This is a genomic window from Citrobacter youngae, assembly GCF_003818115.1.
GTDB classification, from domain to species: Bacteria; Pseudomonadota; Gammaproteobacteria; order Enterobacterales; family Enterobacteriaceae; genus Citrobacter; species Citrobacter youngae.
In genome coordinates, this window is the sequence record NZ_RPOI01000006.1 from 17,015 (window position 1) to 32,828 (window position 15,814).

At 47.8% G+C, this 15,814-nt stretch carries 13 protein-coding genes; 8 read left to right on the forward strand and 5 right to left on the reverse strand.

All coding sequences use genetic code 11. The annotated features are described in order from the left end of the window. The first annotated feature begins 2 nt into the window (after window positions 1-2). From EHN13_RS05595 to EHN13_RS05630, 8 genes are read left to right on the forward strand one after another with little or no spacing between them, the layout of a single operon-like run. Window positions 3-2,120 carry a GumC family protein gene (locus EHN13_RS05595; RefSeq protein ID WP_124021026.1) on the forward strand — a complete coding sequence of 706 codons (2,118 nt, stop codon included), beginning with the start codon at window positions 3-5 and terminating at the stop codon, window positions 2,118-2,120. Continuing rightward, entirely contained in the window at window positions 2,117-3,328 is a 1,212-nt protein-coding gene (locus tag EHN13_RS05600) for a lipopolysaccharide biosynthesis protein (RefSeq protein WP_124021027.1), read from the forward strand. The genes EHN13_RS05595 and EHN13_RS05600 overlap by 4 nt, the downstream gene beginning before the upstream one ends. After that, entirely contained in the window at window positions 3,325-4,710 is a 1,386-nt protein-coding gene (locus EHN13_RS05605; RefSeq protein ID WP_048212975.1) for a hypothetical protein, read from the forward strand. The genes EHN13_RS05600 and EHN13_RS05605 overlap by 4 nt, the downstream gene beginning before the upstream one ends. Continuing rightward, window positions 4,700-5,689 (forward strand): glycosyltransferase family 2 protein, encoded by a 990-nt coding sequence (locus EHN13_RS05610; protein ID WP_048212974.1) that lies wholly within the window; start codon window positions 4,700-4,702, stop codon window positions 5,687-5,689. The genes EHN13_RS05605 and EHN13_RS05610 overlap by 11 nt, the downstream gene beginning before the upstream one ends. A 14-nt stretch (window positions 5,690-5,703) precedes the next feature. Then, entirely contained in the window at window positions 5,704-6,915 is a 1,212-nt protein-coding gene (locus tag EHN13_RS05615) for a glycosyltransferase family 4 protein (RefSeq protein ID WP_124021028.1), read from the forward strand. 1 nt (window position 6,916) lies between these two features. Beyond that, window positions 6,917-8,029 carry a glycosyltransferase family 4 protein gene (locus tag EHN13_RS05620; protein ID WP_048212972.1) on the forward strand — a complete coding sequence of 371 codons (1,113 nt, stop codon included), beginning with the start codon at window positions 6,917-6,919 and terminating at the stop codon, window positions 8,027-8,029. Between the two features lie 2 nt (window positions 8,030-8,031). Next, window positions 8,032-8,439 (forward strand): hypothetical protein, encoded by a 408-nt coding sequence (locus EHN13_RS05625; protein ID WP_101742956.1) that lies wholly within the window; start codon window positions 8,032-8,034, stop codon window positions 8,437-8,439. Between the two features lie 31 nt (window positions 8,440-8,470). Further along, window positions 8,471-9,862, forward strand: a complete 1,392-nt coding sequence (locus tag EHN13_RS05630; protein WP_115601614.1) for a DUF4832 domain-containing protein — start codon at window positions 8,471-8,473, stop codon at window positions 9,860-9,862. A 47-nt stretch (window positions 9,863-9,909) separates the two neighbouring features. Here EHN13_RS05630 and galE read toward each other — a convergent pair whose 3' ends face one another. The 5 genes from galE to nhaC form a co-directional block, all read right to left on the reverse strand. Next, on the reverse strand, window positions 9,910-10,926 hold the full coding sequence (gene galE, locus EHN13_RS05635; RefSeq protein WP_061068412.1) for a UDP-glucose 4-epimerase GalE: 1,017 nt from the start codon (window positions 10,924-10,926) through the stop codon (window positions 9,910-9,912). 65 nt (window positions 10,927-10,991) lie between these two features. Next, complete coding sequence (locus EHN13_RS05640; RefSeq protein ID WP_124021029.1) at window positions 10,992-11,930, reverse strand: glucosamine inositolphosphorylceramide transferase family protein; 939 nt, start codon at window positions 11,928-11,930, stop codon at window positions 10,992-10,994. Between the two features lie 153 nt (window positions 11,931-12,083). Then, window positions 12,084-12,719 (reverse strand): carbonic anhydrase, encoded by a 636-nt coding sequence (locus tag EHN13_RS05645; protein ID WP_005122990.1) that lies wholly within the window; start codon window positions 12,717-12,719, stop codon window positions 12,084-12,086. A 155-nt stretch (window positions 12,720-12,874) separates the two neighbouring features. Next, window positions 12,875-14,047, reverse strand: coding sequence for a MalY/PatB family protein (locus EHN13_RS05650; protein ID WP_124021030.1), 1,173 nt, complete (start codon window positions 14,045-14,047; stop codon window positions 12,875-12,877). Window positions 14,048-14,188: 141 nt separating this feature from the next. Continuing rightward, on the reverse strand, window positions 14,189-15,649 hold the full coding sequence (gene nhaC, locus EHN13_RS05655) for a Na+/H+ antiporter NhaC (protein ID WP_124021031.1): 1,461 nt from the start codon (window positions 15,647-15,649) through the stop codon (window positions 14,189-14,191). Between the last annotated feature and the right edge of the window lie 165 nt (window positions 15,650-15,814).

A 15,814-nucleotide genomic window follows, 5' to 3' on the forward strand; every position in this document is an offset into this window, starting at 1 on the left:
CGATGAAACTATCTATAGTGGAAAACGGCAAGCAACGAGAAAACTCCGTCGATTTCTCCCGCTTTGCCAAAGAACTGAAAAAGAATGCCTGGAAAATCGCGCTGGCCGGCATTATTGCCGGGGTAGTGGCGTATCCCTTGATCAGCATGATGTCATCAAAATATGTCTCGACGGCGACGGTGCTGATTAAGGCACAAGCTGATAACGTTTCGCCGTTTCCACAGGTGGATGGTTTTGATTCAACGCGTAGTGGATATTACGAAACGCAATATGCGCTGATGCAGTCACGCATTATCCTCGAGCAGGCGGTCCGCGATCTGAAGCTGGATGAAAACCCGGATTTTACCGGGGCGAAGCCCGGCTCTGGTAGTGAAGATCAGCAACTGAGGGTTGATCAGGCGCTGAAAACATTGTCGAAAGATCTGAAGGTCATCGGTATCCGTACCACTAATCTGGCCTCTATTTCTTATGAATCTTCATCGCCTCAACTTTCAGCTGAGATAGCCAATGGCGTCGCTCAGGCCTTTATCAACTACACGGTAGAACAAAAGCGTCTGAAAGCAGAGCAGGCTCGCAATCTCAACTTTGAAAAAATGGAAGAGATTCAGAAATCGATAGCGAAACAAAAAGAGGAAATGGATAGCTACCTGAAAAACTCTGGGCTGCTGACCTTCCGTGGTATTGATGGTTTTGAAACAGAGCAGTTAAGCATTGTGACCAACCGTCTTGCCGATGCGACCCAACGCCGTGTCGCCGCGGAGTCTGTTTATAATGAAGTAAATAGCCGAGGGAAATCTTCAGGCGATATCATTTCGCTGCCATCAGTTTCTGATCATGCGCAAATTCAGGATTTACGCATTGCGCTGATTCAGGCGCAGCGCACGTTGTCGGAACTGCGCAAAGTGTATGGGCCTAAAAGTGCCAATATTTTAAAAGCAGAAGCCGATGTGCAATCAATCCAAAATCAAACGGGTCGGGTACTGGGTGAGTTAAAACTTGGCTTACGTCAGCAGTATTTGGCTGCGCTGACCGATGAAAAGAATTACCAGCAGCAGGTTGCTGAGCAAAAAGAGATCTTCCAGAAGATGGCATCAAAACGGGATGCCTGGAACAGCCAAAAATTGGCGTTAGATAAAATGGAAGATCTGTATAAGACGCTTTATCAGCGGACTCAGGAATTGTCGCTGTCCGGGGTTAATGCGGATGCGGTGCTGTATGATCCAGCCGTTCCCCCGTTAAAGCCGTCTAAGCCGAATAAATCGTTGCTGCTCGTGATGGTGGTGATGTTGGTTGTGGTATTCAGCATCATGTATTTCATCGTCAAAGCGGCAATGGATAATTCAATTAGTACCCTGAGCCGTCTGAAGAAACGTCTCAATGTCGAGCCATTGGGCGAAATTCGTCGATTTACCGGCACTTCGGGACGCGCGCAGGTGCGGGATATGATACTGAAGAACCCGCTGAATGCCGATATCATCCACGGTATTCGCACCCGAATTATGCTGGATAATCGATCGCTGCAGACGGTCGCTATTACTTCGGCGGAGCAGGGTGAAGGGCGCTCCCTGTTGGCGAATCTGTTGGCCAGTTCATTCAGCTTCGATCAGAAAACGTTGCTTATTGATGCTGATTTCTTCAATACCAACGGCCTGTCTTCTGAACTGGCATCAGCGACTTCTGCTGGTGTGGCGGAGCTGTTGCAGGGAGAGGCTCCACTTGAAAAGGTACGGGTTAAGATCGCTGAAAATCTTGATTTCATTCCCCACGGTAAGACGACTATTTCCTCGTTACTGATGCTGTCGTCAGAGCGCGTTGAACCCGTGATGCGCGAACTGAAGTCGCAGTATCAACGCATTATTATTGACGTTGCAGCGGTGAATCAAAGTCAGGATATCCAACTGATCAAACGAGCCGTTGATGGGGTTATCTTTATCGTGAAAGCCGGAACCGGTTCTGCGGAGAATATCGCCAGCGCACTGGATAAGATTGAGGATAATCAGGGCGTGGTGATTGGCGCAGTGTTGAATGCGGTCGAAGAAAAAAACCTTGAAACGCAGGAAGGGTTGCGCTCATTGAACTTCAATACTGACCAACTGATGACTACGCCAGGTCGTGTATGAGTTTACTGAAGAGCGCTTCTACGATAGCCAGTTCATCAGTCGTTTCGCAACTGATTGGTGCGCTGTCTATCTGGTTGATCTCACATAAGTACGATATGGCAGAGGTTGGGCTGTATGCGCTCAACTACAGTATCGCGGTGGTGGGGGCACAGGTGTGTACCTTTGCCTCACAGCTGTTGATTCCCAAACAGCAGGATGACGAGCTGGCGCAAAATGTGGTGTTCTGTTTGCTGCAAAGCGCGCTCATTGCGTTACCGTATGCCGTCCTGACCGCGTGGTTGTTTCACCAGAACATACTGTTTCTCTATTTGCTGACGCTTTCAACGGCGTGGGCGTTAATATCGGAAAACTTATCGCTGCGGACAGCCAACTTTTATTTTCTAATCTTTCAGCGTATTTCTGTCTCCGTGGTGGTGGTGCTCTCGGTACTGCTCACGCACCAGGTACAGACATTTTACTGGTCGTGGGCCTGCGCCATGATTTTGCTGACCACTAGCTGTATTTTTCATTCGTTTGATATTCGTTCGGTGACGTCGCAGCATTTGCGCCCGGCAAGTAATTTGCGATTTTTTAAACAGAATATTCATCATATCACTAAAGTTGGTAGTGCTGAGGTGCTGGCAATGGCGAGCAGTAACTTGCCTATTATGCTGATTAATTTCTGGTTTTCGGCGCTGACGGCGGGATATTTTTCCGTTGTAAGCCGGTTCTGTCTGGCACCGGTAGTGATTATCGGCAACGCGGTACGCAATACCATTTTTTCTAAATGGTCCATCGACTTTAGAAATAACACCTTCAATTATCAGGAGTATACGAAGGTGCGTATGCTGCTGCTAGTGCTGGGGGTTGTCTGTACCTTAGGCGTCTTTATTATCTATCCCATTGTGATGCGCCTGGGTTTTAGCGAAGACTGGATTAACTCCATTGAGACGTCGCGCTACATGCTGCCCTATTTGTTCCCGGCGCTGGCGATAAGTCCTTTAACGGTGATTGAGCTTATTTTTGGCTCGCACCGCTATTTTCTGCGTATCCAACTTGAACAGTTGGCGATTGTGCTACTGGCGTTTGTGGTCGTTCCCTATTTTTACCATGATTATGCGGCGTCAGTAATATTGTTCTCTTCACTGACATTTATTCGCTATGCGTTCATTTACCTGAAAATGAACAAGCGGGCCAATCTCCTGAAAAACAAGCCGGTGACGCCATGACACTGAATACCGGAAATTATTTACAGGTCTACACCTTTATAACGCTGATCCTGTGTGGTCTGGTGCAGTATTTCACCGGCATGCAGTCCGTGTTGTGGATCCCGTTTTTCCTGACATTGCTGATGGTGGGATTACTGGTGATGCAGACGCGAGATGGGGCGCTGCGTCTGGATGCACAGGAAACCATTATCCTTGCGCTGTATTTTTCCTTTCTGGTGCTGGCGGGAACATCGACCCTGATTCAGGGCGGGGTCACCGTGGCAATTGTGGCCTTCAAAAACGAAATCGCGTTATCACTGGTGATGGTTTGTTTGCTGTTAGGTTTTTGCCGTGAATCGCAGATATATCGGGCGACGCGCTATCTGTACTGGGTGTTCTATGCGCAAATCCCGGTGATGATTTATCAGGTTTTGCTGGTTGTTCCTCAGCGTGTGGCCGTACGCGGGGAAGATGAAAAATGGGACTCCGTGGTCGGAACATTCGGCGGAGACCCAATGGGTGGCGGCAATACGGCGGCGATGGGGTTATTTTGCCTGTTAATTATGTTGCTGAAACTCTCTGAATATAAGCACGGGCTTGCGACGTTTAAATCCGCAGCGCTGCATATCATCCTTGGAATAGGGTTATGCATCATTGGCGAGGTCAAGTTTGTCATCCTGCTGTCACCGATATTTCTTGCATGGGTGTGGATATCGCCGAGCTATGTTAAAGATGTCAGTAAGGTAAACCTGAAGACGTTATTTATCATTGTGGCAGGAATGCTGGTGCTCATCGGCCTGTCGATTATGATACTGGCCTGGTACTACTCTTCCGCTTTTGGCAGCGATCCGACAAAAGGCTCATTAAGCATTTTTATTGATTCATTGAGCTATATCTTTGATCCGAACTACATCATGTCGACCGGAGAGTTGGGGCGTTTCACAACGTTTCTGTTCTGGTTAAAAAATAACGATCTATGGGGACTGTCGGGCACATTATTTGGCTATGGGCTTAATGCCACAAACAGTGGTAGTACGGTCTCCCCTGGGTTTTTGAACATTATCTATAACCTGATTTTAGACTCGACTGCGCTGAGTATGCTGCTGTGGGAAGTTGGCATTATTGGCACGCTGCTGTTTATTGGCTTGTTTATTTATATTCTGAAAGTATGTCAGCCAAAACCAGTATTGATGCTTGAACAGCTGGATAAACAGGATCTGCAGTTACTGAGCTTTGCGCCCGCGTTTAACGCTTTCGCTATCAGTTGTTTAATCAGCTTACCTTACAGCCAGATATTGATGATTACGCCGATGTTACAGTTCCTGTTCTATTTATCGCTGGGGGCGAGCTTAGTGATTCGTCGAACCGTACTTCGCAGTGCAGGGGGATGGTATGGACAATAAGCCATTTATTTCAGTGAGTATTAAGACGCTCAACGAATCTAAAGGTATTGAGAAAACGATCGACAGCATTCGGCGTCAGTTGGTCGGGTATCCGCATAAAATTATTGTGGCTGACAGTCTGTCGACAGATAACACCCAGCAGTTGGCAGCCAATAAAGGCGTTACGGTAGTGTCGCTCACCGATCCAGGCGATCGCTGTTGTGGGGTGGGCCATCAGTTGGGCTATCTGTACAGCGAAGGGGAATATTTATTGCTGATGGATGGAGATATGGAGCTGGAAGATGGCTTCATTGACCAGGCTGTTGCCTTTTTGCAGGCGGAACCGGACTATGCCGGGGTGGCCGGTACCGTCGAAATGGATGATGCCGTTAACTATGAGTTTAAGTCTCGTAAGCAGCGGATCAATAAAATCTATCCTCTTGGCGATAGCGATCATCTGGGAGGCGGTGGACTGTATCGTCGGTCGGCAATTGAAAAAATTGGTTATCTGACCAACCGTAATTTGCACGCTTATGAAGAAGCTGAGCTGGGTCTGCGTTTAATCGAAGCGGGTTATAAACTGCGGCGTTTGGATATTCCTTACTTCAGCCATACGTCACACACGCTGTCGACGTTTAAGATGCTGGCGCGCCGCTGGACCAGCGGTTATTACCAGGCTCCGGGTGAGCTTTTGCGTTGTAGTTGGGGGAAACCCTGGTTTTCCCAGTCATTCAACATCGTGAGGAATGAGGCGGTATTTGCGCTCTACCTTATTCTCTTATTTGTTGCGCTGCTCACCTTTAATATCAACGTGTTTGCCGTTGCGCTTCTACCCTTACTGGCATTTGCCTTGTTGAAGATTGTGCAAAACCGCTCGTTAACAGATGGGCTGCAAAGCGTTATTAATTTAATCGTACGTTCAGCGGGGTTGATCAAAGGTATTTTTTATCCGGTACGCGATCCGCTGACTCCGCCCAGCAATAAAATCATTCATGAATAACCGGGGCAGGCGCCATGAAAGTATTATTAGTTAACAAGTTTTTTTTCATCAAAGGCGGCGCGGAAACGGTTTATTTTCAAGAACGCGACATGCTGAAACATGCTGGTGTGCAGGTCATTGATTTTTCCATGCAGCATGAGAAAAATTTCCCCTCTGATTATGCGGATTATTTCGTCAGCAATGTCGATTACCATAAAGAGAGTAATCTGTTGGGGGGCATCAAAACCGCGGTTAACTTTATTCATAACACCCAGGCCTGCAAAAAAATGCTGGCGCTTTTACAAAAAGAACGCCCTGATATCGTTCACTTTCATAATATTTACCATCAGTTGACGCCGGCGTTGATTAAAGTGGCGCGCAATTTTGGCTGTAAAACGGTGCTGACGGCGCACGACTATAAGATTGTCTGTCCTGCATACTCTATGTTACGCGATGGGAAGGTGTGTGATGCCTGTATCACTGGTACCGTTTTCAATGCCTTCCGCTATCGCTGTCAGGAAGGCTCTGCCTCGAAAAGTTTGCTGCTCTCGTTAGAAGCGACCTGGCAATACATTGCCCAAAATTATCAGGCTCTGGATGTCATTGTTTCACCGAGCGTCTTTCTACGCGGCGTGTTACTCCGCACGTTGCCGAAATCACGAATCGATGTGATCGTCAATGGTGTTGATGATAGCCAGCCCATCGATGAGGTCGTTGATGACGGTTATATACTGTACTTCGGCCGCCTGAGTCGTGAAAAGGGTGTGGCAACGTTGCTGGCCGCTCATCAGAAAATGCGTAACCCGGCTCCGCTGAAAATAGTGGGGCACGGTCCGTTGCATGACGAGTTAGTGGCGAAATACCCGGAAGCTGAGTTTTTAGGTTATGTACAACAAGGGGATGCCCTCAATCAGCTCATTAAGCATGCCCGTGTGGTGATCCTCCCCTCTGAATGTTATGAAAACTGCTCAATGGCGGTGCTGGAGGCGATGTCTTTCGCGAAACCGGTGATCGGGGCGCGCATTGGCGGGATCCCCGAACAAATACGTGACGGTATTGAAGGGGTTTTATTTGAGCCGGGTAATGCGCAGGAACTGGCGAAGGCGATGGATACTCTGGTTGATGACCCGGATAAAGCTCGTGTCATGGGCTTACGGGGGCGCGCACGCCTGAGTGAAAAATATGCGCTTAGCAAACATATGGATACCTTACAGGCGTTATATAAAGAACTTCTGGGCAGGCCATAGAATGAGTAAAAAAATAACGGTTTTTGGTACCCGCGGTATTCCGGATGTATTGGGCGGTGTGGAAACCCACTGCCAGAATCTTTATCCGGCGATTAAACAACAGTTTGACGTTGATATTTGTGTTATCGCCCGCTCGCCGTATGTTAGCTACAAACGATCTTCTTATAAGAAAGTTGAGACCTATGCGCTATGGGCTCCCAAAAAACGGTCACTGGAAGCGATTGTGCATTCCGTTTTAGCGGCGTTTAGAACCTGTGTCGACCGTTCTGATATTGTGCATGTCCATGCGATAGGACCGGGTTTGGTGATCCCATTATTACGCGTGTTAGGTAAGAAGGTGGTTTTTACCCACCACGGACCTGATTACGATCGTCAAAAATGGGGATTCGTCGCCAAAAAAATATTGCTGCTGGGTGAACGCTGGGCGGTGAGATATGCCAATGAGGTGATAGTGATTTCTGAGGTTATTAACCAACTAATTCAGAAAAAACATGCTCGCTATGATGCGCATTTGATTTTCAACGGCGTCAATAAGCCCCGTCCGTTGTCAGATCAAACCCTTCATGCCACGCTTTCCCGCTTTGGACTCGAGGCGAAAAACTATTTCGTGGTGGTCGGACGGTTTGTGGAAGAAAAGGGGATGCATGATGCCATCTCTGCGTACAAACTAAGTGGTTTGCAACAGCCGCTAGTGCTCATTGGCGATGCAGATCACCCAACGGAATACAGTATTCGACTCAAGCAACTTGCCGCTGATACCCCTGGTGTGGTGATGACCGGTTTTTTAAGGGGAGATGAACTTCAGGCGGTGTTTTCGCAGGCCAGGCTGTTCGTTATGCCTTCCTACCATGAAGGGCTACCGATTGCACTTCTGGAGGCGATGTCGTATTCCCTTCCGGCGGTGGTGAGCGACATTCCCGCAAATTTGGAAGTGCAGTTGCCGTCTGAGGCCTATTTTCGGGTCGGCTCATTGTCCAGCCTTGCTGAGAAATTAACCGCCTGGGCCAGCGCAAATAGCGTGGACTATCGTGTCTATTTGCAAAATTATGACTGGCAGGAAATTGCCAGAAAAACAGTCAATGTCTATCACTCAATTGATAAAGATATAGGTTAATTTTGACCAGTCCTCAGAATCGCCCCCCCGTCATCGAACGATTTTATGCGCAACTTGATGAGCATATATCGGAGGGACTGACTCCGGAACAAAAAGACGGGATCGAGAAAGCGATCGTCGCCAGCACTCTGGCATCAAGACATCGGATCGATATTCGCAGAAGTTTTCCATTTTTCGGTAAACGCTTTTATCTGGTTTTTTTATTCGGCAGAGACTTACGTCAGCGGCATCGTCAGGAGTCGACCTTATCGACCATGTTGCTCACTTTTTTGCTGCTGCTAGGCACGCTGTTTGTCACCTGCTGCGTATTGCTGACGCTATATATGATCAAATCCGCATTGGGTATTGATGTATTCCAACATTTTCACGTTGGTATCTGGGACTGGTGGTTAAGCCTGAAAGACCGCTAGTGTTATCAAACCTGTGGAGGGCGTCACTGCGATGAAGTGTAAATGGTTTTCTGCGCTGTTGTGTCTGTTCTGTCCGCTGACGGTATTGGCCGCATTAACGACCGTAACCCCCAAAGCATTGACGGGCCCACTGACAAACCCAGGTATCGGGGTCGCCAGTTTTCATCAAGGATATGGTGAAACGCTTGGACTGGCGGATTATCCCGACACCGGCTTTGAATATGAGCGCTTTTACTGGCGTGACCTTGAGCCTGTCGAAGGCCAGTACAATTTTGCACTGGTTGATGACGCTTTTAAGTATGCCGCGGCGCATCGACCGGCGATGAACGTCGGACTGCGGTTTATGGCGCTTGCTGAGCCGGAAACCGGTTCACAAATTCCTGACTGGTTGATTAACAAAGGCGTAAAGGGAACCTGGACGCCTGACAAAAAAACCTTTATCCCTGATTTAGACGATCCCCTATTTATTGAATATAGCCAGCGCCTGCTGAACGCGATGGGTAAACGCTATGATGGTAACGAGAACCTGGCTTTCGTGGATATCGGCATGGTGGGGTCGTGGGGAGAGTGGCATAACAGCAACTTCCCGATGCTGAAGCCATTGCTGGAGCGCTATACCACGGCGCAGTTGGACCGCTATGTGACGATGCATTTTACGGCTTTCCCCAGTACGCCAAAAATCATGCTGATGAGTGGTGGGCAAAGTCTGGCGAATGCGGTCGCGCGCGGGGCAGGCTGGCGTGCGGACTGCCTGGGCGATCTCCGCGTGTTTTCTGCTTCCTGGAACCATATGGCGGATGATTATCCGCAACGGCTGCAGGCCGCACAGAAAAGCTATTCAGGATTTAATGATGCCTGGAAACATGCGCCAGTGAGCTTTGAGATCTGCTCGTACATGCAGGACTGGAAAAATACGTTTCACTATACGCGAGCGGAAGTGCAGGGGATTTTTGACTGGGCGGTGAAGCAACATACCAGTACGATTAACCTGAAATCGAGAACAGTGCCCCGTGAGTATCGTCCGATTGTCGACGAGGCACTGACAAAACTGGGCTATCGGTTTCGCTTAGCATCTCTGAGCCACGAGTCCGTCTGGGAAGGTGGACAAGAATTCACCCTGACAAGCACCTGGTATAATGAGGGTAACGCGCCGATTTACTTGCCCTACACGCTGGCATTTCGTCTGGTCGATGAGGCCAATAAGGTGGTGGCACAAGGGAATGCCCCGGAAGATATACGTCACTGGCTGCCCGGAAAGTACTCACTGAGTTACCCGATGCCGATGCCCGGGACGCTGCCGAAAGGGAAATATGCTATTGAGACGGCGATAGTGGATAAAACCGGTGCGGCAAGAATTCACTTTGCCAATGAAGGGAAGCAGAGCAACGGTTGGTATCGCGTCTCTGCGGTAACGGTGAAATAGCCTGCCATAGTAAGGAGCCTGGCAACCAGGCTCCTTATCGTTAAAAATTAAACGTGATAGCCATCTGGATTGTTTTTTTGCCAGTTCCAGGTGTCGCGTATCATTTCATCCAGGGTATAGATGGCCTGCCATCCCAACTCTTTTCGTGCTAACGACGGGTCTGACCAACACTCGGCAATATCCCCGGGCCTTCTGGCCACAATCTTATAATTAATGCGGGTTTGCGCCGCTTTCTCGAAGGCTGCAATCAGGTTAAGTACGGAATACCCGATACCGGTACCGAGGTTGATGACTTTGTATGCCGCACCTTTTTCCTGGCAATCCAGTGCCGCTAAATGGCCAGTTGCCAGATCCATCACATGGATGTAATCACGCACACCGGTGCCGTCAGGGGTTGGATAGTCATTTCCATAGACCGACACGCTTTCCAGTTTGCCAATCGCCACCTGAGAAATATACGGTACCAGATTGTTGGGGATACCATTCGGATCTTCGCCAATCCTGCCCGATGGATGCGCGCCAACTGGGTTAAAGTAGCGTAGGCAGGTGATTCGGAAATCGGGCTGTGCGCGGGAAAAGTCTGCCAGAATTTGCTCGACCATGAATTTTGATGTGCCATACGGATTGGTGGTACCACCGGTTGGCGATTGTTCACTTAATGGAACGCTTTCCGGGTTGCCGTATACCGTGGCGGAAGAGCTGAAAATAAAGTGCTTCACCCCCGCAGCTAACATCTCACGCAGTAAAACCAGCGTGCCGGTGACATTATTGTCATAATAGGCAAGCGGCTCTTTTATTGATTCTGAAACTGATTTTAATCCAGCAAAATGAATGACATCGGTGATGTTATGGTTAGAGAAAATCGTTTTCAGAATATCGTTGTTCAGCACATCAGCAATATAAACAATGGGCGCTTTGCCGGTCAGTTCCGCAACCCGGTCCAGGGATGTTTGTGAGGAGTTGGAAAGGTTATCGATGACCACAACATCATCACCTCTTTCCAGAAGCGTCAGCACGGTATGTGAACCAATATAACCAGCACCACCAGTGACTAAAATTGCCATACAGTCTCCAGATATTTTTTTGCAAACAATCATTAATTCATTAATGCCACCGGCATAAATAAATGTTATTGGCGGCGTCGGTTAAGGTAATAATTCCGGTATTTCACCCTGCATTTATAAGATATTTTTTTAAGTATAGAAAACAGGCTGAATTTGCTTATCTTACTATCATACACGATATAGTTATCGGTGAAGTTCAGCGTGTGGACGCCCTCGCTTTGGTTGATGCTGGCATTGATCTGCGCAATCAAACGCTCATCAAAGTTGGATGCATTAATCGTGATTAACTCTTTGATATAAACCGACTTTCCGTACGTCTCTGGTGTGCATTCCTGGGTGAGGAAATAGAGTCTATTCTCAACGCAATGTGGTGCGCCAGCGCCTCGGGGGTGTTGATTCGACAGGTTAAGCGTTGGCACTATTTTTTGCCATGGCCCGGTTACATCACTGGCTGTATGGATAACTAACTTATCTTCCATCGTGGTGGATAAAAGATAAAGATTTTCATGCAACGAAACGACGACGTTATCGGTGAGCGCCTGATCAGGTACTAATACTTTTACCTGTTTCCAGCGCGTAGGGAAATCTATCGACTGGAATAAGATAACCTCTTTCCTTTCTGAAGACTCCGGGATCATGAAAAGCTGATCGTTGTTGTAAAATAAAAAAGGAAATGATAGATGGCATTTTAGGTTATCAAAACCGTCGAGTTTCACATCCTCAAGCTCAACCAGGTTAGCATCAAGGATACGGCAGCGCAGGATACCTTGCGAATTACGAAAGCTTAATGCTTCATAAAAAACATAAACTTTATTGTCTTTTTCAATAATGAAAGGATCGGCCTGAAAGGTATATTTCTTTTTGAGCTGTTGGGCTCGGGTGCGGTTTAGAATGTCCAGCGTGTTAGTGGGAAAGGTATGCGAACCATTATTTTTCAGGATCATAATATCCCACGACTCATGAAAAAATAACATATTAATCAGTCTGTTATTTTTCGTTCGCATGCGTACCTGCTCCTTTTTATCGCTTAATCTATTGCGGGTTCCACGACAGCCACACCGATGGCTAGTGTAAAAGCTAGTCGCATGAGGGGGGTTTGTCTACTAACAGAAATCGTAGTGAGAGGATTGCCAGAGCATCCGTGCTCCAGTGCAGCTTTACTCGAAATGGACGTGTGGATTATCGGCCAGCGAAACGTAAGTCTTGCTGTTCTTATCCAGAGTACGAATTTCTCCGCTTTCGATGTCGTAGACCCAGCCGTGCAGACGAATCGCGTTGTTGCGCAGGCCAACAGCCACGCAAGGATGCGTTTTAATGTTGTTCAACTGGGCAATTACGTTTTCTTCCACCATGGCATTCACTTTATCGATTTCGTTAGCCCAGGTTTTCTTTTCAACCACGGCTTTCGCGGCATCGGCATAGTGCAACCAGTGGGCGACAGCAGGCATCGGATCCAGGGGCTGGCTTTCTGCGATGGCTTTCATCGCGCCGCAGTTGGAGTGACCACAGATAACGATATCAGTCACGCCTAGAGCAACGACCGCGTACTCAATGGTAGCAGACACGCCACCAGGCTCCGGGCCAAAAGACGGTACGATATTACCGGCGTTACGGATAACGAAAAGCTGTCCTGGCTCTTGCTGCGTCACTAACTCTGGCACCAGACGGCTGTCAGAACAGGAGATGAAAAGCGCTTTAGGATTCTGGCTGGATGCCAGGCTGCGGAAGAGTTCCTTACGTTGAGGGAAAATCTCTTTTTGGAAGTTGAGGAAGCCCTCAATGATATGTTGCATAGCAGTGTCTCTTTTCTCTGTTTAAGCAGGTTATGATGAAGATCACACTTTCCAGTTTAACACCAGCCGACAGAAGGGAAAGACTTTATAGCAGTTCGGTCAATATCTTTGGGCAATTTTGCCCTGACGAAGCAGAGCAAGCGTAGCGGCCTGCGTTATGCGTTCAGCCGTTTCTGGTATGCCGCTTTTAGCCTGTTCATCGCCTCTACCAGTACGGTGCGCGGACAGCCAACGTTCAGACGCATGTGCCCCTCTCCGCCTGGACCATATTGTGACCCTGGTGACAGGCCAAGTCTGGCTTCATGGACAAAAAAATCGCTTAGCTGCGTCTCGCTAAGCGCCATTTTTTCGGCATTCAGAAAGAGCAGATAGGATGCGCCACCATAGACAATTGAAATCAACGGACAGTGCATTTCGATTTCATTTCTAACAAATGCCACGTTATCAGCCAGATAAGCCAATAATTCCCGGTGCCAGTCACCGCAATGGGTATAGGCGCTATAAATCGTTGCCTGTTGCAGTGAGTGAGTCTCTGCAAGATAGCAGTTATCGAGAAAATGATAGAACCGGTGACGCAGTTCATCATTCTTTATAATGGCTATCCCTCCCTGTATCGCCGCCGTGTTGAAGGTCTTGCTGACAGAGGTCAGTACGATTGACTGACACCCTGCTGCGTCATCAAGGGTAAAAAAGGGCCGGTGTTGCTTACCTGGCAGGGTTAAATCGCTATGCACTTCATCGGAGAGAATGATGACGCCGGCCTGCTGGCAATAGTGACTGATCTTTTCAAGCGTTTCCCGTGACCACACCATTCCACCAGGATTATGTGGCGAGGGAAAAAGAAACATTTTGCACTGTTTAAGTTTCTCGCTGAAATCTTGCCAGTCAAATTCATAGCAACCGTCTTTTTCAATGAGGCGGGTCTGGAGTAAATGTCTGCCGCTGGTTTTCACCAGGTTAGGGTAGGGGTCATATATTGGGGTACAGGTTAATATATTGTCTCCCGTGCGGGTGAGTGCCAGCAAGGACATGACAATGGTTTTTATGACACCGGGAACAAAATGCAGCCAGTGCGATTTAATCTCGGCATCATATTGTTTTGCGTACCACTGGACAACGGATTCTTTCCATTGCGGATAATCCAGGTTATAGCCCTGAACAGGCCGCTCTACTACTGTGCGTAATGTATCCATGATGGGTTCTGGCGTCACAAAATCCATATCCGCAATCCATAGTGGTAATACATCGCTGGTACCGTACATTTGTTGTAATTGTCCGTATTTACGACAATTAACATCCCTTGTGACAATATCATCAAACAAAGACATTGCTAACTCCTGGATAGTCTCTGAAATAAATAATTTAAGCCGCGTGAAATAAACCAGAGATTTTTATGCACACGTCATGTACATATCTGGTTGATATAGTAAAATACCCCTGGTGATAGCTGTCTTTAGCTATTTATCACTTTATGATTCTTGTTCAACTCTATTGGTAGTCAGTTCATTAGACTCATATTTAGCAATGCCAATACCGGTTGCTGCCCACAGCAATGCAAAGATGACGCCGCTGTAACATAGAATTGCCCATGGCAGGTAATCAAGAGTTGTCACGCCCAGCATCGTGGCGCAATAAACACCAGAAGCAGACCATGGAATAATAGGTTCGACAACGGTTCCGGCATCTTCGGTGGTTCGCGAAAGGTTCTTCGCGGCCAGTCCACGTTTTTTGTATTCATCTTTAAAGGCATCGCCGCACAATAACAACGGTAAGGTTCCATTGGCGGTACAGGCGCAGATGGTGAACGTCGTAACAATGGTGGTAGCGACCAGGCGGAATGTTGATTTAACCCCTTTTGTCAGCGCGTTAATAACCGTGTGCAGGGAGCCAGTCGCACTCATGGCACCAGCAAAACTAAAGGCGCTGAAGACGGTCACAAAACTGCTGAACATAGAGATTGCGCCGCCTCGCTCTAATAAGCGCGAGACATCAGATGACAGTGCAGGAACAGGGTCTCCGGTAAGCATCGCGAGTTTAAAGCCGCTGACCACGGATTCACCGACCGAAGATGCGCTGAATTGTTGAAAAACCAGAGCCAGAATCATTGATACGATGGTGGACAAAAACAACATCGGGATAGGCGGTTTTTTCGACAGTGAGCCGTACAAAACTATAATCGGTGGTAGCAACAACAGAAGGTTGAACTGATAAATTTGGCCGATAGCGTTCATTAACTGGGTGATATTTTCTGGTGTACTGACAGCGGCATCAATGCCCATTCCCATATAGCTATAAACCACGCAGCAAATAATGAATCCCGGACCGGTAGTCCACAGCAAATGGCCAATATGGGAGTACAGATTTACACCGGCAGCCAGTGCCGCCATATTGGTTGAATCAGAGACCGGCGAGAGTTTATCGCCAAACCAGCAACCTGAAACAATGGCTCCAGCGGCGATGGGCAGAGAGACATTAAGGCCAATGGCGACACCAATCATGGCAATTCCGACGGTACCAATGGAACCCCATGAGGTGCCGGTACACACTGAGATCAATGCCCCCAGCATAAATGCTGAAATATAAAAATACTGAGGGTTAATCCACTTCAAACCATAATAGATCATCATCGGGATGGTACCTGATACCATCCAGGAGCCAATCAAAAACCCGATACTGGCGACAATCAGAATGACTGGCAGTGTTTCTGATATTTTATTGCAAATCGATTGCAGAATATCATCCCATGTATAACCATGAGCAATGGCGATAAATGAAGCGGCTGCCGTTCCCATCAGGATCATAGGTTCGGCACGAATATTGAATATAAAATATCCTATGCTAATCCCGCCCAGCATGATCACCATAGGTAATACTGACCAAAAGAAAGAGAGTTTTTTTCTGTAGTGTGAGGTACAGCTATTTTGTTCCATAATTCCATCCCAATCGTTAACGGTTGAACAAGCCAAAGAAATACCTGCTACAGGCCAATCAATAATGGAGTGGCGTAGTTACGTGAGTTGTTGAACGAACTCTATTTTATTAACTGTTTCAGGCGATCTTTTCTGGCCTGCTGTTATGATGTTCATATTTCAGCA

Excerpts from the sequence above, each read along its gene's own strand:
- EHN13_RS05595 (WP_124021026.1), top strand. The coding sequence starts at position 3 with ATGAAACTATCTATAGTGGAAAACGGCAAGCAACGAGAAAACTCCGTC.
- EHN13_RS05600 (WP_124021027.1), top strand. The coding sequence starts at position 2,117 with ATGAGTTTACTGAAGAGCGCTTCTACGATAGCCAGTTCATCAGTCGTT.
- EHN13_RS05605 (WP_048212975.1), top strand. The coding sequence starts at position 3,325 with ATGACACTGAATACCGGAAATTATTTACAGGTCTACACCTTTATAACG.
- EHN13_RS05610 (WP_048212974.1), top strand. The coding sequence starts at position 4,700 with ATGGACAATAAGCCATTTATTTCAGTGAGTATTAAGACGCTCAACGAA.
- EHN13_RS05615 (WP_124021028.1), top strand. The coding sequence starts at position 5,704 with ATGAAAGTATTATTAGTTAACAAGTTTTTTTTCATCAAAGGCGGCGCG.
- EHN13_RS05620 (WP_048212972.1), top strand. The coding sequence starts at position 6,917 with ATGAGTAAAAAAATAACGGTTTTTGGTACCCGCGGTATTCCGGATGTA.
- EHN13_RS05630 (WP_115601614.1), top strand. The coding sequence starts at position 8,471 with ATGAAGTGTAAATGGTTTTCTGCGCTGTTGTGTCTGTTCTGTCCGCTG.
- galE (WP_061068412.1), bottom strand. The coding sequence starts at position 10,926 with ATGGCAATTTTAGTCACTGGTGGTGCTGGTTATATTGGTTCACATACC.
- EHN13_RS05640 (WP_124021029.1), bottom strand. The coding sequence starts at position 11,930 with ATGCGAACGAAAAATAACAGACTGATTAATATGTTATTTTTTCATGAG.
- EHN13_RS05645 (WP_005122990.1), bottom strand. The coding sequence starts at position 12,719 with ATGCAACATATCATTGAGGGCTTCCTCAACTTCCAAAAAGAGATTTTC.
- EHN13_RS05650 (WP_124021030.1), bottom strand. The coding sequence starts at position 14,047 with ATGTCTTTGTTTGATGATATTGTCACAAGGGATGTTAATTGTCGTAAA.
- nhaC (WP_124021031.1), bottom strand. The coding sequence starts at position 15,649 with ATGGAACAAAATAGCTGTACCTCACACTACAGAAAAAAACTCTCTTTC.